The organism is Ideonella alba (assembly GCF_018069845.1).
Lineage (GTDB): Bacteria > Pseudomonadota > Gammaproteobacteria > Burkholderiales > Burkholderiaceae_C > Ideonella > Ideonella alba.
The window spans coordinates 1-19239 of sequence record NZ_JAGQDD010000036.1; the positions used below are offsets into that span (position 1 = coordinate 1).

General features: G+C 68.3%; 2 protein-coding genes. Both read left to right on the forward strand.

The features are described 5' to 3' along the window. Nucleotides 1–8004: cadherin-like domain-containing protein (locus KAK03_RS24400; RefSeq protein ID WP_210857290.1), on the forward strand; the 8004-nt coding region annotated here is incomplete at its 5' end. Between the two features lie 373 nt (nucleotides 8005–8377). After that, nucleotides 8378–19239 (forward strand): cadherin-like domain-containing protein (locus KAK03_RS24405; RefSeq protein ID WP_210857291.1); only part of this gene is annotated, 10862 nt, incomplete at its 3' end.

The window sequence follows — 19239 nt, forward strand, 5'->3', positions numbered from 1 at the left end:
GCCACCGGCCACTACGCCGAGCGCACGCCCGAGGACACGCCCGTCAGCGGCCAGGTCAAGGGCTCGGACAAGGACGGCGACACCCTCACCTTCCGCCTGGACGACGCGCCCACCCACGGCAGCGTGGTCGTGCACACCGATGGCACCTGGACCTACACCCCCGGGCCCGACTACAACGGCGGCGACAGCTTCACCGTGATCGTCGATGACGGCCACGGCGGCACCGCCATCGCCACGGTGGACATCACCGTCGATCCGGTCAATGACAACCCGCTGGCCACCGACAACAGCTATGCGGTGATCGAGGACACCCCGATCAGCGGCAACGTGCTGAACGACGGCACGCCCGACAGCGACCGCGACGGCGACGCGCTCAGCGTGACCGGTTTCAGTGTTGATGTGAACGGCGACGGCGTGGCCGAGTCCTTCGCCGCCGGCCAGACCGCCACCCTGGTGGACGCGTCGGGTCAGGCGATCGGCACACTGCAGATCCGTCCCGACGGCAGCTTCGACTTCAACCCGGCCACCAACTACAACGGCCCGGTGCCGACCGTCACCTACGCCATCAGCGACGGCCACGGCGGCACCGACAGCGCCAGCGTGCTGCTGGGCCCGGTGCGGCCGGTGGACGACTCGCCCCGCGCGGTCGACGACAGCACCAGCACGCCTGAAGACACGCCGATCACGATCAACGTGCTGAGCAACGACGCCGATCCGGATGCCGGCGACACGCTGACCATCACCCGCGTCGATGGCCAGTCGATCGCCGAAGGCCAGAGCGTGGCGGTCGCGCATGGCAGCGTGACGCTCAGTGGTGGTCAGCTGGTCTTCACGCCGGCCAAGGACTATGTCGGTCCGGTGGACTTCAGCTACAGCGTCAGCGACGGCCGCACCGAGGTGCCAGCCCAGGTGCATGTGGACGTCACCCCTGTCAACGACGCCCCGGTGGCGGTGGACGATGCCCTGACCGTGGCGCCGAACGGCGTTGGCCAGATCAATGTTCTCGCCAATGACAGCGACCCCGACAACAGCCTGTCCGAGCTGAAGGTCACCCAGATCAACGGCCAGGACGTGGTGGCGGGCGACCGCATCACGCTGACGGATGCCGCCGGCACCGTGGTCGGCACCGTCGGCCTGACCGCCGACGGCCAGCTCGAATTCCGTCCGGCCCAGGACTACAACGGGCCGGTGCCGCCGGTGACCTACACCGTGCAGGACCCGGGTGGCCTGCAGGATGTGGGCACGGTGCAGTTCAGTATCGGCGTGAACCGCGGCCCCAGCGCCGTGGATGACACCGGCAGCACCACCGAGGACAGCCCGCTGGTGGCAGACGCGGTCCATGGTGTCATCCAGGGCCTGGGCGCCGACAGCGACCCCGACCACGACACGCTGACCGTGCAGGGCTTCGGCGTGGGCGGCAGCACCGCTGCACCCGGCCAGAGCGTGGCCGGTGACTGGGGCACGCTGACACTGCGCGCCGACGGCTCCTACACCTTCACCCCCAACGCCGCCGCCCAGGCCCTGGGCAGCGGCGACACCGCGCAGGACACCTTCACCTACACCATCGTCGACGCCGCCGGCAACACCGACACCGCGACGCTGACCATCACGGTGAATGGCGTCAACGATGGCCCGGTGGCCGGCGATGTCAGCGGCGTCACGCCCTTCGACCAGCCGATCACCGTCGACCCGGTCGCCAGCTCGAGTGACCCCGAAGGCGATCCGCTGCACATCACCGCGGTGGATGGCCACCCGGTGAGCGTGGGCGTGCCCGTCACGCTGAACGACAGCCTGGGCCACACGATCGCCACGGTCACGCTGGGCGCCGATGGTCGCCTGACGGTGGACCCGGTGCCCGGATTCACCGGTCCGCTGGACTTCGACTACACCGTGGCCGACCCGCAGGGCGCCAGCGACACTGGCCATGCCCACATCACGGTGGGTCCGAACACGCCGCCGGATGCGCGTGATGACGTGGTCTCGATGAACGAGGACACCACCGTCACCTTCGACCCGCGGGCCAACGACCCCGATGTGGAAGGCGATGCGCTGACGATCACCCAGATCAACGGCCGCGACGTCCAGCCGGGCGACCGTGTGCCGATCGCCGAGGGCACGATCAGCGTGAACGCCGACGGCACCCTCAGCTTCACACCCAACGCCAACTACCACGGTGGCCCGATCAGCGTGGGCTACACCGTCAGCGACCAGTTCGGCGGCTCCGACACCGCCACCATCCGCATCACCGTGGCGCCGGTCAACGACCCGCCGGTGGCGCTGGATGACGCCAACGACCAGGTCTGGGAGGACCGCCAGGCCAGCGGCAATGTGCTGGTCAATGACAGCGATGTGGACGGCGACGCGCTCAGCGTCACCGGCTTCACGGTGGACACCAACGGCGATGGCGTGGCCGAGGCCTTCAACCCGGGCCAGACCGCCACCATCGCCGGCGTCGGCACGCTGCGCCTGGATGCCGATGGCGGCTATGTCTTCACGCCGGCTGCCGACTACAGCGGTCCGGTGCCTGTGGTGGGCTACACCATCAGCGACGGCCACGGCGGCCAGGACAGCGCCACACTTGGCCTGGGCCCGGTGCGCCCGGTCGATGATTCACCGCGTGCGGTCAACGACAGCGCCACCACGCCCGAGGACACGCCGATCACGATCGACGTGCTGGCCAACGACCGCGACCCGGATGGCGATGCGATGAGCATCACCCACGTCAACGGCCTGGCGATCAGCGAAGGCAGTTCGGTCAGCGTGGCCCATGGCTCGGTCACCCTGGTCGGCGGCGAGCTGCGCTTCACGCCCGAGGCCAACTACCACGGCCCCGTCAGCTTCAGCTACACCGTCACCGACGGCCACACGCCGGTGGACGCGCGGGTCGACGTCAACGTCACGCCGGTCAACGACGCCCCGGTGGCCGTGGACGACGCGCTGACCGTGGCGCCCAATGGCCGTGGTTCGATCGACCTGATCGCCAACGACAGCGACGTCGACGGTGACGCGCTGACGCTGACCCAGCTCAATGGCCAGCCGGTCACGGTGGGCAGCGTGATCAGCCTGGTCGATCCAGGCACCGGCCAGGTGGTGGGCACGGTCACCGTGCTGAGCCTGGACGGCCGGGTGGAGTTCGCCCCGGCGCACGACTACAACGGCCCGGTGCCGTCCCTCAGCTACACCGTGAGCGACCCGTCGGGCGCCACCGATGTGGGCCGGGTGGATTTCCGCATCGGCCCCAACAGCGCCCCCACTGCGCAGGCCGATACCCAATCGACCAGCGAGGACACCGCCGTCAGCGGCAACGTGCTGGGCAATGACAGCGACCCCGAGGGCGACACCCTGCAGGTCAGCGGCGTGGCCTTCGGGGGTGCCGGCGGCACGGTCGGCCAGGCCCTGGCCGGCCAATTGGGCAGCCTGACGCTGCGCGCCGATGGCAGCTACAGCTTCCAGCCCAACGCCGCCGCGCAGGCGCTGGACGACGGCGAGAGCCGCCAGGACCTGTTCAGCTACACCATCGTCGACGCCGCCGGCAACACCGCCACCGCCACCCTGACGATCACGATCAACGGCGCCAATGACGCGCCGGCCACGATCGACGTCAGCGACACCACGCCCTTCGACACCCCCGTCACCGTCAACCCCCTGGCCGGCTCCAGCGACCCGGATGGCGACCCGCTGGCCATCACCCAGATTGATGGCCACGCGGTGCAGGTGGGCGTTCCGCTGACGCTGAGCGACGCCACCACCGGCGCCACGATCGGCACGGTCACGCTGAATGCCAATGGCACGCTGACCTTCGACCCGGTGCCCGGCTTCGCGGGCCCGGTGGACTTCCAGTACACCGTCAGTGACGGCACCACCGGCGTGCATGGCACCGCCCACATCACCGTCGGCCCGAACGAAGCGCCCAGCGCCCAGAACGATGTGGTGCGCATGGCCGAGGACACCACGGTGACCTTCGATCCGCGCTCCAACGACACCGACCGCGAAAGCGACGCGCTGACGATCACCCAAATCAACGGCCGCGATGTGTCGCCCGGCGATGTGGTGGTCCTGACCGAGGGCCGTCTGACGGTGAACGCCGATGGCACGCTGAGCTTCACGCCCAACGCCAACTACCACGGCGGCCCGGTCAACGTGCAGTACACCGTCAGTGACACCTACGGCGGCTCCGACACGGCCACGGTGGCCATCACCGTGGACCCGGTCAACGACGCCCCGGTCGCCACCCACAACAGCTACAGCGTCACCGAGGACACGCCGCGCAGCGGCAACGTGCTGACCGACGGTGTACCCGACAGCGACGTCGATGGTGACAGCCTGACCGTCACCAGCTTCGCCATCGACACCAACGGCGACGGCGTGGCCGAGAGCTTCGCCGCCGGCACCACCGCCTCGATCAGCGGTGTCGGCACGCTGGTGGTCAACGCCAACGGCACCTTCACCTTCACCCCGCTGGCCAACTACAACGGCACGATCCCCGGCGCCACCTACACCATCAGCGACGGCCACGGCGGCACCGCCACCGCCCAGCTGACCCTGGGTCCGGACATCATCGACGTCAACGACGCCCCGGTGGCCACCCACAACAGCTACAGCGTCACCGAGGACACGCCGCGCAGCGGCAATGTGCTGACCGACGGTGTGCCCGACAGCGACGTCGACGGTGACAGCCTGACCGTCACCAGCTTCGCCATCGACACCAACGGCGACGGCGTGGCCGAGAGCTTCGCCGCCGGCACCACCGCCTCGATCAGCGGTGTCGGCACGCTGGTGGTCAACGCCAACGGCACCTTCACCTTCACCCCGCTGGCCAACTACAACGGCACGATCCCCGGCGCCACCTACACCATCAGCGACGGCCACGGCGGCACCGCCACCGCCCAGCTGACCCTGGGCCCGGACATCATCGACGTCAACGACGCCCCGGTGGCCAACGATGACAGCGGCACCACCCCGGAGGACCAGGCCCTGAGCGGCAACGTGCTCTCCGGCGGCACGCCCGACAGCGACATCGACGGCGACACCTTGTCGGTGGCCAGCTTCCGTGTGGACACCAATGGCGACGGCGTGGCCGAGAGCTTTGCGGCGGGCAGCACCGCCACCATCAACGGCGTTGGCACGCTGCGCATCGACGCCACCGGCGGCTACAGCTTCAGCCCGGCTGCCGACTACAGCGGTCCGGTGCCGGTGGCCACCTACACCGTCAGTGACGGCCATGGTGGCTCGGACACCGGCACGCTGACGCTCAACGTCACGCCCGTGGCCGACACGCCGCTGGTCAGCCTGACGGTGGGCGAGCCCACGCTGACGTCCACGCTGATCAACGTCAGCAACGCCACCAGCACCGGCCAGGGCTTCAGCGTCAAGGCCTACGCGGTGGATGGCAGCGCCAGCACCGTCAGCAGCTTCGGCAACCGCTACGGAGTGAAGGGCTTCGGCGTCAGCGGCGGCGACAACGAGGAAATCGACAACGTCGGCGGCGCTTCCGAGAAGCTGGTGGTCAGCTTCGACCAGGCCATCTCCGACGCGTCCGTCACGCTGGCCTTCCTGCACAGCACCGAGAAGGCCCGCTATACCCTGTACGACGCCCAGGGCCATGTGGTGGGCACCGGCCTGATCGGCGGCCAGACCGACATCGTCGATCCGACCTTCAAGATCACGGCCGACGGCGGCCAGCCCTTCAGCCGCATCGAGTTCACCGCCCCCGGACCGTCGGATGGCGGCAGTTCGGTCGACGACTACCTGGTCCACTCGATCAGCTACACCACCGCCGGCAGCTACCCGGTCAGCCTGAGCGTCACGCCGACCGACATCGACCACTCCGAGAACGTCAGCTCGGTGCTGCTGCGCGTGCCCACGGGCGTGACGCTGTCGGCCGGTACCGACAACGGCGACGGCACCTGGACGCTGCCCTTGACCGGCAGCGGCAGCTACCAGGTCGCGATCGACCCGGTGACCCATGGCGTGACGATCAGCGGTCTGACGATGACCGTGCCCACCTCGGTGCAGGCCCCGGTCAGCGTGACCGTGGTCGGCACGGTGGTGGACGGCGCCAGCAGCGCCCAAGGCAGCGCCAGCGCGGTGGCCCCGGGCCTGGACTCGGTGGTCCAGTTGCGAGACGACAGCGGCGCCACAGTCGAGGACGCCAGCCGCCTGTCCGGCAACACGCTGGCCAACGACACCCAGGGCGCCGACCTCGCGGTGACCGGCTTCTCGGTGGCCGGCCTGGGCAGCTTCCATGCCGGCGAGACGGCCACCATTGCCGGCGTCGGCACCCTGACGATCGACAGCAAGGGCCTGTACACCTTCGTGCCCGCAGGCAACTGGAGCGGCACCGTGCCCGATGTGACCTATGTGGCCACCAACCCTTCGGGCGACAGCGCCGTGGCCCACCTGAACCTGAGTGTGCAGGCGGTGGCCGACACGCCGGTGCTGGCGGTCACCTCACCGGCGGGCGCGCCGGCCGTGGTCTTCACCAACAGCTGGGAAGCCAACGTCAACAACGACAACACCAGCACCGCCAACCTGGTGACGCCCTTCGAAGGCTGGACGCGCCTGGACAATCCGGACCCGACCGCGGGCGGCACCAATGCCTTCGAGGTGTGGACCAACCAGGACAGCCAGCAACGCCAGGACGGCAACTACAACACCGTGGTGGCCGCCGCAGGCAATGGCGATGACTTCCTGGAGCTGAACAACGCCACCTCGCTGGTGCAGACGCTGGGCATCACGCGCACGGTCAGCACCACCGCGGGGGCGGTCTACGAGCTGTCCTTCGACTACGCCGGCCGGCCGGGCTTCGACGGTGCCTACACCACCTTCGGGGTCTACCTGGACGGCAAGCTGGTGGCCCAGTACAGCGCCACCAGCCCGATGGGCTACATCGACTGGAAGAACCTGAAGTTCCGCTTCGAGGGCGATGGCGGCGACCACACGCTGACCATCCGCACCGATGCCAGCGCCTTCAACGACGCCGGACGCGGTGCCTTCATCGATGACGTGTCGCTGACCAGCCTGGGCAGCGGCGTGGTCAAGGGCAACGGCGGCAGCTACACCGCGGTCGACCTGTCCAGCCATGTCAGCGGTCACCTGGTCGACACCGACGGCTCCGAGTCGCTAACCTACACCTTCTCCGGCCTGGCCACCGGTTCGGTGATCGTCAGCAGCACCGGCACGCACACCGTGGGCGCCGACGGCAAGATCACGATCGCAGCCTCGGAGCTGGACAGCGCCGAACTGCGTCTGCCCACCAGCGTCAGCGGGCACCTGGACATCGGCGTGGTGGCCACTGCGACCGAGGGCGCCAACGGCTCCACGGCCAGTTCAGCCTCGCAGACGCTGTCGCTGAACGTGGTGAACACGCTGAACGACGTCGACATCGGCGGCGAGAACCTGAACACCCTGTTCGGCACCACCGCCGCCAACAACCAGACCGGCACCACCGGGGCCGACCGCTTCGTGGGCAGTGACGGCAACGACACCCAGAGCGGCGGCGCCGGCAACGACGTGCTCGATGGCGGCACCGGCAATGACTCGCTGATGGGCGGAGACGGCGCCGACACGCTGTGGGGCGGCAGCGGCAATGACATCCTGGCCGGCGACGCCGGTGCGGACACCTTTGCCTGGACCCTGGCCGACCGTGGTGCTGGCGCAACGGACACCATCAATGGCTTCAACGCGGCCGCCGCCAGCGCCGGGGGTGACATCCTGGACCTGCGCGACCTGCTGGTGGGCGAGTGGGTGGCCGGCACCAGCAACAACCTGCAGAACTACCTGGACATCGACACCACCAGCACGCCGGGCACCACGATCATCCACATCAGCTCGACCGGCGGGTTCGCCGGCGGGGTCTACGACCCGGCCGCGACCGACCAGACGATCACGCTGAACAGCGTGAACCTGCGCACCGACCTGGGCCTGGGCGCCAGCGCCACCGACAGCCAGGTGATCCAGGAGATGCTCAACCGCAGCAAGCTGATCGTCGACAGCGGCAACTGATCGCCACGCCACCGGCTGATCAGCGCAGGGGCCTCCCGACCGGGAGGCCCCTTTTCTTGGGCGATCCGGTGGCCGCAAGCGCTGCAAACAGGCGCCTAACACGCCGGCCATTCATTCTTGCTTTACGAACGCTTTGCCTATTATTTGTCATTATGTTCTTCGATTACGAAATCATGACCGATCATTTGTTACGTCAGAACTGATCTGCAAACTAGGGATAAGCCGGGAACAGCCGGGGTAAGGCGTCGCTTATCAGCGGTTACATTGGCCAGAACGGTGACTTCGGTCACGTCGGAGACGGCCTTGACCGCCTCCAAGACGCGTCGCGCCTCTATGCTCGCCGCACCGCGAAATCTGTATCTGGAGCCTCGTCATGCCCCACAACGCCAAGCCCGCCGCCCATCCGACCGCCGCTGTCAAGCTGACCCAGGTCGCTTTCGGGGCGCCTGCCGCTGCCAAGCTGGGGCGCGATGCCGCCATCCAGGCCGCAATCGAGAAGGGCTACGTGGCCAACCGCAAGCTGGCGGGCAAGGTCATTGCCGTCTGGGGTGAGGCCCTGCTGCGCACCGAGGACGGCAACGTGCGCCCCCTGAAGGCGGGCGACGTCATCAAGAAGGGCGACGTGGTCCTGACCTCCCAGGAAGGCATCATCCAGATCGAGGGCTCGCGCGGCGGCTCGGAAGCCGAACGGGTCATCGGCAAGATCGAGGAAGGCAAGGACGACACCGCGCCGGCAGCGATCGACGCCACCCCGCTGGGTGAAGGCCTGCGCGTGGAGCGGATCAGCGAGTCGGTCAACCCGGCCAGCCTGTCGCTGGGCACCATCCAGGGTGAGGGCATCGTCCGCCAGGACGAGGAGCAACTGCCCGACAACGCCGCCGCCGATGCCGTGCCCGATGTGGTCAGCGTCGCCGAGGACGGCTCGGTCTCCTTCGACCCGCGCGGCAACGACAGTGGCGCCGGCGGCTCGCCGCTGACCATCACCTCGGTGGGCGGCCAGCCGATCGCGGTGGGCACGCCCGTCACCATCCCCCAGGGCACGATCACGCTGAACCCGGATGGCACGCTGAGCTTCACGCCGCTGCCCAACTTCAACGGCCAGATCAGCATCCCCTACGTGGTGGTCGACGAGCAGGGCAACACCGCCACCTCGACCATCACCATCACCGTCACCCCGGTCAATGACCTGCCGATTCCCGGCACGGTGATCGACCCGAACGGCGACGTGGTGCCCGACGTCGACGGCGGCTTCGACCCCACGACCGGCCACTACGAGACCAGCACCCCCGAAGACACCCCGGTCAGCGGCACGATCAAGGGCACCGACGTCGACGGCGACACGCTCACCTTCACGCTCGATGAACCGCCCACCCACGGCACGGTGACCGTCAACGAAGACGGCACCTGGACCTACACGCCCGACCCCAACTACAACGGTGACGACAGCTTCACCGTCATCGTTGACGACGGCAACGGCGGCACCGCGATCGCCGTGGTCGACATCGTGGTCGACCCGGTCAACGACAACCCGACGGCAGTGGACGACACCTTCGCCGTCACCGAGGACACGCCGGTCAGCGGCAACGTGCTGACCAACGACTCGGACACCGATGGCGACCCGATCGTCGTCAAGGAATTCGCGGTCGACACCAATGGCGACGGCACGCCCGAGGTCTTCCAGCCCGGCCAGACCGCCACCATCCCTGGCGTCGGCACGCTGATCATCAATGAGGACGGCAGCTTCACCTTCACGCCGGTGAAGGACTTCGACGGCACGATTCCGCCCATCACCTACACCATCGACGACGGCCAGGGCGGCACCGACACCGCCAGCCTGATCCTGGGTCCGGACATCATCGACGTCAACGACAACCCGGACGCGGTGGATGACATCTTCCCCGTCACCGAGGACACCCCGGTCAGCGGCAACGTGCTGACCAACGACACCGACGTCGACGGCGACCCGATCGTGGTCAAGGAGTTCTCGGTCGACGTCGATGGCGACGGCACGCCCGAAGTCTTCCTGCCGGGCGAGACGGCCACGATTCCGGGCGTTGGCACGCTGGTCATCAACGAGGACGGCAGCTTCACCTTCACGCCGGTGAAGGACTACAACGGCACCATCCCGCCGATCACCTACACCATCGACGACGGCAACGGCGGCACCGACACCGCCAGCCTGATCCTGGGTCCGGACATCATCGACGTCAACGACGCCCCGGATGCGGTGGACGACATCGTCCCCGTCACCGAGGACACCCCGGTCAGCGGCAACGTGCTGACCAACGACACCGACGTCGACGGCGACAAGCTGGTTGTCAAGTCCTTTGCGGTCGACACCAATGGCGACGGCACGCCGGAAGTCTTCCAGCCGGGCCAGACCGCCACCATCCCGGGCATCGGCACGCTAATCATCAACGCCGATGGCAGCTTCACCTTCACGCCGGCCAAGGACTACGACGGCGTCATTCCGCCCGTCACCTACACGATCGATGACGGCAAGGGCGGCACCGACACCGCCTCGCTGATCCTGGGTCCGGACATCATCGACGTGAATGACCCGCCGGTCGCCACCGACAACCTGTACCCGGTGCTGGAAGACACGCCGCTCTCCGGCAACGTGCTGACCGACGGCACGCCCGACAGCGACGTCGACGGCGACACGCTCAGCGTGACCGGCTTCACCGTCGACACCAACGGCGACGGCGTCGCCGAGAGTTTCGCGGCCGGCGCCACCGCCGTGATCCGCGACGCCAGCGGCGGCGCGATCGGTTCGCTGCGCATCAATGCCGACGGCAGCTTCACCTTCACCCCGGCCCTGAACTACAACGGCCCGGTGCCGCAGGTCACCTACACGATCAGCGACGGCCATGGCGGCACGGACAGCGCCAACGTCCTGCTCGGTCCGGTCGCCCCGGTGGACGATTCGCCCCGCGCCGTCAACGACAGCGCCAGCACCCCGGAAGACACCGCCATCGTCATCGATGTGCTGGCCAATGACCGTGACCCGGACTCGGGCGACTCGCTGACGATCACCGAGGTCAACGGCCAGGCGATCACCGAGGGTCAGTCGGTCGCGGTGACCAACGGCACCGTCACGCTGCAGGGCGGCAAGCTGGTCTTCACCCCGGCCAAGGACTACACCGGCCCGGTCGATTTCAGCTACACCGTCAGTGACGGCAACACCCCCGTCACGGCCCAGGTGCACGTCGACGTGACGCCGGTGAACGACGCGCCTGTCGCCGCCGACGATGCGCTGACCGTGGCGCCCAACGGCGTCGGCGTGATCGACGTGCTGGCCAACGACACCGACCCGGACAACCCGCGCAGCGAGCTGACGGTCACCCAGATCAATGGCCAGGATGTCGTGCCTGGCGACAGCGTGGACATCGTCGACCCCGCCACGGGCGCGGTGGTCGGCACGGTCACGCTGACCGCCGACGGCAAGCTGGAGTTCCGTCCGGCCCAGGACTACAACGGCCCGGTGCCGCCGGTCACCTACACGGTGGAAGATCCGGCCGGCCTGAGCGACCAGGGCACGGTGGTCTTCACCATCGGTGAGAACCGCGGCCCCACCGCCGTCAATGACGTCGGCACCACCGATGAGGACACCCCGCTGGTGGTGGACGCCGCCCATGGCGTGATCCAGGGCGCCGGCACCGACACCGACCCCAATGGCGACACGCTGCTGGTCAAGGAATTCAGCTTCGGTGGCACCACCGCCACCGCCGGCCAGAGCGTGGCCGGCGCCTGGGGCACGCTGACGCTGAACGCCGACGGCTCCTACACCTTCACCCCCAGCGCCGCCGCCGACGCACTGGGCCAGGGCGATACCGCCCAGGACGTCTTCAGCTACACCATCGTCGATGCCGCCGGCAACACCGCGACGGCCACGCTGACGATCACCATCAACGGCGTCAACGACGGTCCGACGGCCGGCGACGTGTCCGGCAACACGCCCTTCGACACCCCGATCGTGCTGGACCCGCTGGCGGGCTCCACCGACCCCGAAGGCGACCCGCTGACGATCACCGAGATCAACGGCCAGCCCATCACCGTGGGCGTGCCTGTCACGCTGACTGACGGCCTGGGCAACCCGATCGGCACCGTCACGCTGGGTGCTGACGGCACCCTCACCTTCGACCCGGTCGAAGGCTTCAAGGGCCCGGTCGACTTCGACTACACGGTCAGCGACGGCCAGGGCGGCACCGACACCGGCCACGCCACCGTCACCGTCGGCCCGAATGCGCCGCCGGTGGCCCAGGACGACAACGTCGTCATGGACGAAGACACCACGGTCACCTTCGATCCGCGCTCCAACGACCCGGACATCGAAGGCGACGCGCTGACGATCACCCAGATCAACGGTGTGAACGTCGCCCCCGGCGACAAGATCACCATCGCCCAGGGCGTGATCACCGTCAACGCCGACGGCACGCTCAGCTTCACGCCGAACAAGGACTTCAACGGCGGCCCGATCGACGTCAACTACACCGTCAGCGACCAGTTCGGCGGTTCGGACACGGCGGTCATCCACATCACCGTCAACCCGGTCAATGACAACCCGGTCGCCACCGACGATGTGGCGACGGTGCTGGAAGACATTCCCGCCAGCGGCAATGTCCTGACCGACGGCACGCCCGACAGCGATGTCGACGGCGACACGCTCAGCGTCACCGGCTTCACCATCGACACCAACGGCGACGGCGTCCAGGAGAGCTTCGCCGCGGGCGCCAGCGCCACGATCGTGGGCGTCGGTACGCTGACGATCAACGCCGATGGCTCCTACACCTTCGCGCCGGCCCGTGACTACAACGGACCGGTGCCGGTGGCCACCTACACCATCACCGACGGCCAGGGCGGCTCCGACAGCGCCACGCTGACGCTGACGGTCGAGCCGCGCAGCGACACACCCTCGGCGGTCAACGACACGGCCCTGACCCCCGAGGACACCCCGGTGGTCATCCGCGTGCTGGACAACGACAGCGACGCCGACGGCGACCCGCTCACGATCACCCAGGTCAACGGCCAGGCCATCACCGTCGGTGGCAGCGTGGCCGTCGCCAACGGCACGGTCACGCTCAATGCCGACGGCACGCTGACCTTCACGCCCGCCGCCGACTATGTCGGCCCGGTCGACTTCACCTACACCGTCTCCGACGGCCAGACCCCGGTCCAGGCCAGCGTGCACGTGGATGTCACGTCGCGCAATGATGCGCCGCTGGCTGTCGACGACGTCGCCAGCACCGAGGAAGACGCGTCCATCACGCTGAACCTGCTGGGCAACGACGAAGACATCGACGGTGACGCGCTGCACATCACGCAGATCGACGGCGTCAACATCCTGCCGGGTCAGACGGTCAACGTGACCAACGGCACCGTCACGCTCAATGCCGACGGCACCGTCACCTTCACGCCGGCCCCGAACTACACCGGTCCGGTCAGCTTCACCTACACCGTCGCCGACCCCTTCGGCGCCACCGACACCGCCTCGGTGACGGTCAACGTCAGCCCGATGCCCGACGCCCCGGTGGCGGCGCCCGACACCGGCAGCACCGACGAAGACACCAGCCTGGTGGTGTCCGCCGCTGACGGCGTCATCCTGGGCGCCGGCCGCGACACCGATGTCGACGGCGACACCCTCAGTGTGTCCGCCGTGTCCTTCGGCGGCGCCAACGGCACCGTGGGCCAGCCCCTGGCCGGTGCCTGGGGCACGCTGACCCTCAACGCCGACGGCTCCTACACCTACGTGCCCAATGCGGCCGCGCAGGCGCTGGACGACGGCGAGAGCCAGTTCGACGTCTTCACCTACACGGTGACCGACCCGAGCGGCCTGACCTCCACCTCCACGCTGACCCTGACCGTCACCGGCCGCAACGACGCCCCCGTGGCCGTGGACGACTCGGCCAGTACGCCCTTCGACACCACGATCACGCTGAACGTGCTCGCCAACGACAAGGATGTCGACGGCGAGACGCTGTCGATCACCCAGATCAATGGCCAGCCGGTCAGCGTCGGCACGCCCGTCACGCTGACCGACGGCAGCGGCAAGACGATCGGCACCGTCACGCTCAATGCCGACGGCACGCTCAGCTTCGACCCGGTGCGCGGCTTCACCGGCCCGGTCAGCTTCGAGTACACGCTGTCCGACGGCACCGCCTCCGACATCGGCAAGGTCACGATCAATGTCGGCACGCTGGGTGCGCCGGACGCGGTCAACGACAGCTTCACCACCCCCGAAGACCAGCCGCTCAGCAGCTTCAACCCGCTGGCCAACGACACCACGCCCGAGGGCGACCCGCTGACGATCACGGCCATCAATGGCCAGTCGATCGTCCCCGGCGGCTCGGTCACCCTGCCCCAGGGCACGGTGACGATGAACGCCGACGGCACGCTGAGCTTCGTGCCCAACCCGGACTTCAACGGCCCGGTCGACTTCAGCTACACGGTGTCCGACCCGTTCGGCGGCACCGACGTGGCCTCGGTGCACATCGACGTCACGCCGCTGAACGATCCGCCGGTGGCCAATGACGACACCGCCACCGTCGAGCCCAACCAGACCGTCAACATCGATGTCCTGCGCAACGACACCGACGTCGACGGCGACACGCTGGCCATCACCGAGATCAACGGCCAGCCCGTCACCGTCGGGGTGCCGGTCGACCTGACCGACGGCACCGGCAAGGTGGTCGGCACCGTGGTGCTCAACGCCGACGGCACGCTGGCCTTCACGCCGGCGCCCGGTCAGACCGCCCCGGTCACGCTGGAGTACACGGTGCAGGACCCGTCGGGCAGCACCGACACCGCCACCGTCACCATCAACATCGGCCCCAACCTGCCGCCGGTGGCCACCGACGACGTCGGCACCACCGACGAGGACACCACGCTCACCGTCAGCGCCGCCAATGGCGTGATCCTGGGTGCCGGCACCGACACCGACCCCAATGGCGACAGCCTGAGCGTCTCCGGCATCGCCTTCGGCGGCGTGGTCGGCACCGTGGGTCAGCCCATCGCGGGCGCCTGGGGCACGCTGACGCTCAATGCCGACGGCTCCTACACCTACGTCCCGAACGCCGCCGCGCAAGGTCTGGACGATGGCGAGAGCCAGGCGGATGTCTTCAGCTACACCATCATCGACCCGGCGGGCAACACCGCCACGGCCACGCTGACCCTCACCGTCACCGGCAAGAACGACGCGCCGGTGGCCGTCGATGACTCCGCCAGCACGCCGTTCGACGCCCCCGTCACGCTGAACCTGGTCGCCAACGACACCGATCCGGACAACGAGCCGCTGAGCGTCACCCAGATCAATGGCGTGAACGTCAGGCCGGGTGATGTGATCACCTTGGCGTCGGGCACGCTGACGATCAACGCCGACGGCACCGTCACCTTCGACCCGGTGCGCGGCTTCACCGGCCTGGTCAGCTTCGACTACACCGTCTCGGACGGCACCGCCAGCGACACCGGCCGCGTGTCGATCACCGTGGGTGGCATCGCGCCGCCGACCGCCGGTGACGATGTCTTCACCGTCGACGAGGACCAGCCGCTCAACGCCTTCAATCCGCTGGCCAACGACAGCTCGCCCGAAGGCGACCCGCTGCACATCACCCAGATCAACGGCGTGGACATCGCCCCGGGCGGCTCGATCACGCTGCCCCAGGGCACGATCACGATGAACCCGGACGGCACGCTGAACTTCGTGCCCAACCCGGACTTCAATGGCCCGGTCACCTTCAGCTACACCGTGGCCGACCCGTTCGGCGGCACCGACGTGGCCCAGGTCACGATCAATGTGCAGCCGGTCAACGACGCGCCCGATGCGGTCAATGACGCCGGCAGCGTGGCCGAGGACCAGTCCGTCACGCTGAACCTGCTGGGCAACGACACCGACAAGGATGGCGACACCCTGCGGATCACCCAGATCGGTGGTGTCGACATCCTGCCGGGCCAGACCGTCAACGTGTCCAACGGCACCGTCACGCTCAACGCCGACGGCACCGTCACCTTCATCCCGGCGCCGAACTACAACGGCCCGGTCAGCTTCACCTACACCATTGCTGACCCGTCCGGCGCCACCGACACCGCCACGGTCAACATCACCGTCACGCCGCGTCCCGACGCGCCGGTGGCCGTGGCCGACACCGGCACCACCAACGAGGACACCAGCCTCGATGTGTCGGCTGCCGACGGCGTCATCCTGGGCGCCGGTCGCGACACCGATCCGGACGGCGACAGCCTGAGCGTCTCCGGCGTCAGCTTCGGCGGCACCACCGGCACGGTGGGCCAGCCGCTGGCCGGTGCCTGGGGTACCCTGGTGCTGCGCTCCGACGGTTCCTACACCTACGTGCCCAACGCGGCCGCGCAAGGCCTGGACGATGGCGAGAGCCGCGCCGACGTCTTCAGCTACACCGTGACCGACCCGTCGGGCCGCAGCTCGACCACCACGCTGACGATCACCGTCACCGGTCAGAACGACGCCCCGGTGGCGGTCGATGACTCGGCCTCGACGCCCTTCGACCAGCCGGTCACCATCAATCTGCTGGGCAACGACACCGACGCCGATGTCGAAACCCTGACCATCACCGAGATCAACGGCCAGCCGATCGTCCCGGGTGGGTCGGTGCAGCTGGTGGACGCCACCGGTGCGCCGATCGGCACCGTCACGCTCAATGCCGACGGCACGGTCACCTTCGACCCGGTGCCTGGCTTCGACGGCCCGGTCGACTTTAGCTACACCGTGTCGGACGGCACCGCCACCGACACCGGCAACGTCCACGTCACCGTGGGCCTGAACGCCCCGCCGATCGCCCAGAACGACGTTGTCCAGGGCAGCGGGGACGCCAAGGTCACCTTCGACCCGCGCAGCAACGACGGCGACCCCGAGAACGACCCGCTGGAGATCACCCAGATCAACGGCCAGGACATCGTCCCTGGCGGCACGGTCACGCTGCCGGAAGGCACGCTGGTGCTGAACGCAGACGGCACCCTGAGCTTCACGCCCAATGCCAACTTCAACGGCCCGGTGTCCTTCCAGTACACCGTGTCCGACGAGTTCGGCGGCTCCAGCACCGCCACCGTCAACATCGACGTGCGCGCCGTCAACGACGCGCCCGACGCGGTCAACGACAAGAACGACCAGGTCTTCGAGGACCAGCAGGCCACGGGCAACGTGCTGGTCAACGACACCGACGTGGACGGCGACACGCTGAGCGTCACGGGCTTCAGCGTCGACACCAATGGTGACGGCGTGGCCGAGGACTTCACGGTGGGCCAGACGGCGACGATTGCCGGCGTGGGCACGCTGGTGATCAACCTGGACGGCAGCTACGTCTTCACGCCGGCCAAGGACTATGCGGGCGATGTGCCGCTGGTGACCTACACCATCACCGATGGCAACGGTGGCAGCGACAGCGCCACGCTGAGCCTGGGCCCGGTGCGTCCGCTGCAGGACTCGCCGCGCCTGGTGGATGACTCGGCGGTGACGGATGAGGACCAGTCGGTGGTCATCCGCGTGCTGGACAACGACAGCGACCCGGATGCGGGCGATGTGCTGACGATCACGCAGATCAACGGCCAGAACATCAGCGTGGGCGGCTCGGTGGCGGTGACCAATGGCACCGTCACGCTCAATGCCGATGGCACGCTGACCTTCACGCCCAACAAGGACTACAACGGTCCGGTGGACTTCAAGTACACCGCCACCGATGGCAAGGAGTCGGTGCAGGCCAACGTGCATGTGGACGTGCGCCCGGTCAACGACGCGCCGGTGGCCACGGACGATGCGCTGACGGTGGCGCCCAACGGCTCGGGCTCGATCGACGTGCTGGGCAACGACAGCGACGTCGATGGCGACAAGCTGACGGTGGCGGGCTTCAAGGTCGACACCAACGGCGACGGCGTGCCCGAGAGCTTCGCACCGGGTGCGGTGGTGGCGCTGACCAATGCCGCGGGCGAGCCGATCGGCACGGTGGAGCTGCGCGCCGATGGCACGCTGATCTTCACCCCGGCCCAGGACTACAACGGTCCGGTGCCGCAGCTGACCTACACGGTCAAGGATCCGTCGGGTGCGACGGATGAGGGCACGGTCACGCTGGCCATTGGTGCCAACCAGGCGCCCACGGCGGTGGCTGACACCAACACCACCAGCGAGGACCTCACGCTCAGCGTGGACAAGGCCGCTGGCGTGCTGGCCAACGACACCGATCCCAACGGCGACACCCTCACCGTGACCACGGTGAGCTTCAACGGCACCACGGTCAGCGCGGGCCAGGCGATCGTCAGCCAGTGGGGCACGCTGGTGCTCAAGGCCGACGGCTCGTACACCTTCACGCCCAATGCGGCGGCGCAGGGCCTGGACGACGGCGAGATCGGCCAGGACATCTTCAGCTACACCATCAAGGACGCGGCGGGCAACACCAGCACCACCACGCTGACGATCACCGTCACGGGCCAGAACGATGCGCCCACCACGGTGGACGTCTCGGCGCAGACGCCCTTCGACGTGCCGGTGACGGTCAACCCGCTGGCCGACTCCAAGGACGCCGATGGCGACACGCTGACCATCACCGAGGTCGCGGGCCAGCCTATCAGCCTGGGCAACCCGGTCACGCTGACCGACCCGGCCACCGGTGCGGTGCTGGGCACGGTCACGCTCAACCCCGATGGCAGCCTGACCTTCGACCCCGCCCCTGGCGTGGTCGGTCCGGTGGACTTCACCTACACCGTCAGCGACGGCGACGACACCGTGCAGGGCACGGCCCACATCACCGTGGGCCCGAACGCCGCGCCGGTGGCGGCCGACGACATCGTCGACATGAAGGAGGACCAGACCGTCACCTTCAAGCCGCTGGCCAACGATGCGGACCCCGAGGGCGACGCGCTGCACATCACGCAGATCAACGGCCAGGACGTGCAGCCTGGTGATGTGATCACCCTGCCTGAGGGCACGCTGACCTTCAACGCCGATGGCAGCCTGAGCTTCACCCCCAACGCCAACTACAACGGCGGCCCGATCAAGGTCGACTACACCGTCAGCGACACCTTCGGTGGCTCGGACGTGGGCACCATCTCGATCAACGTCGAGGCGGTCAACGACGCGCCTGACGCGGTCAACGACAAGAACGACCAGGTCTTCGAGGACCAGCAGGCCACGGGCAATGTGCTGGTCAACGACACCGACGTGGACGGCGACACGCTGAGCGTCACGGGCTTCAGCGTCGACACCAATGGTGACGG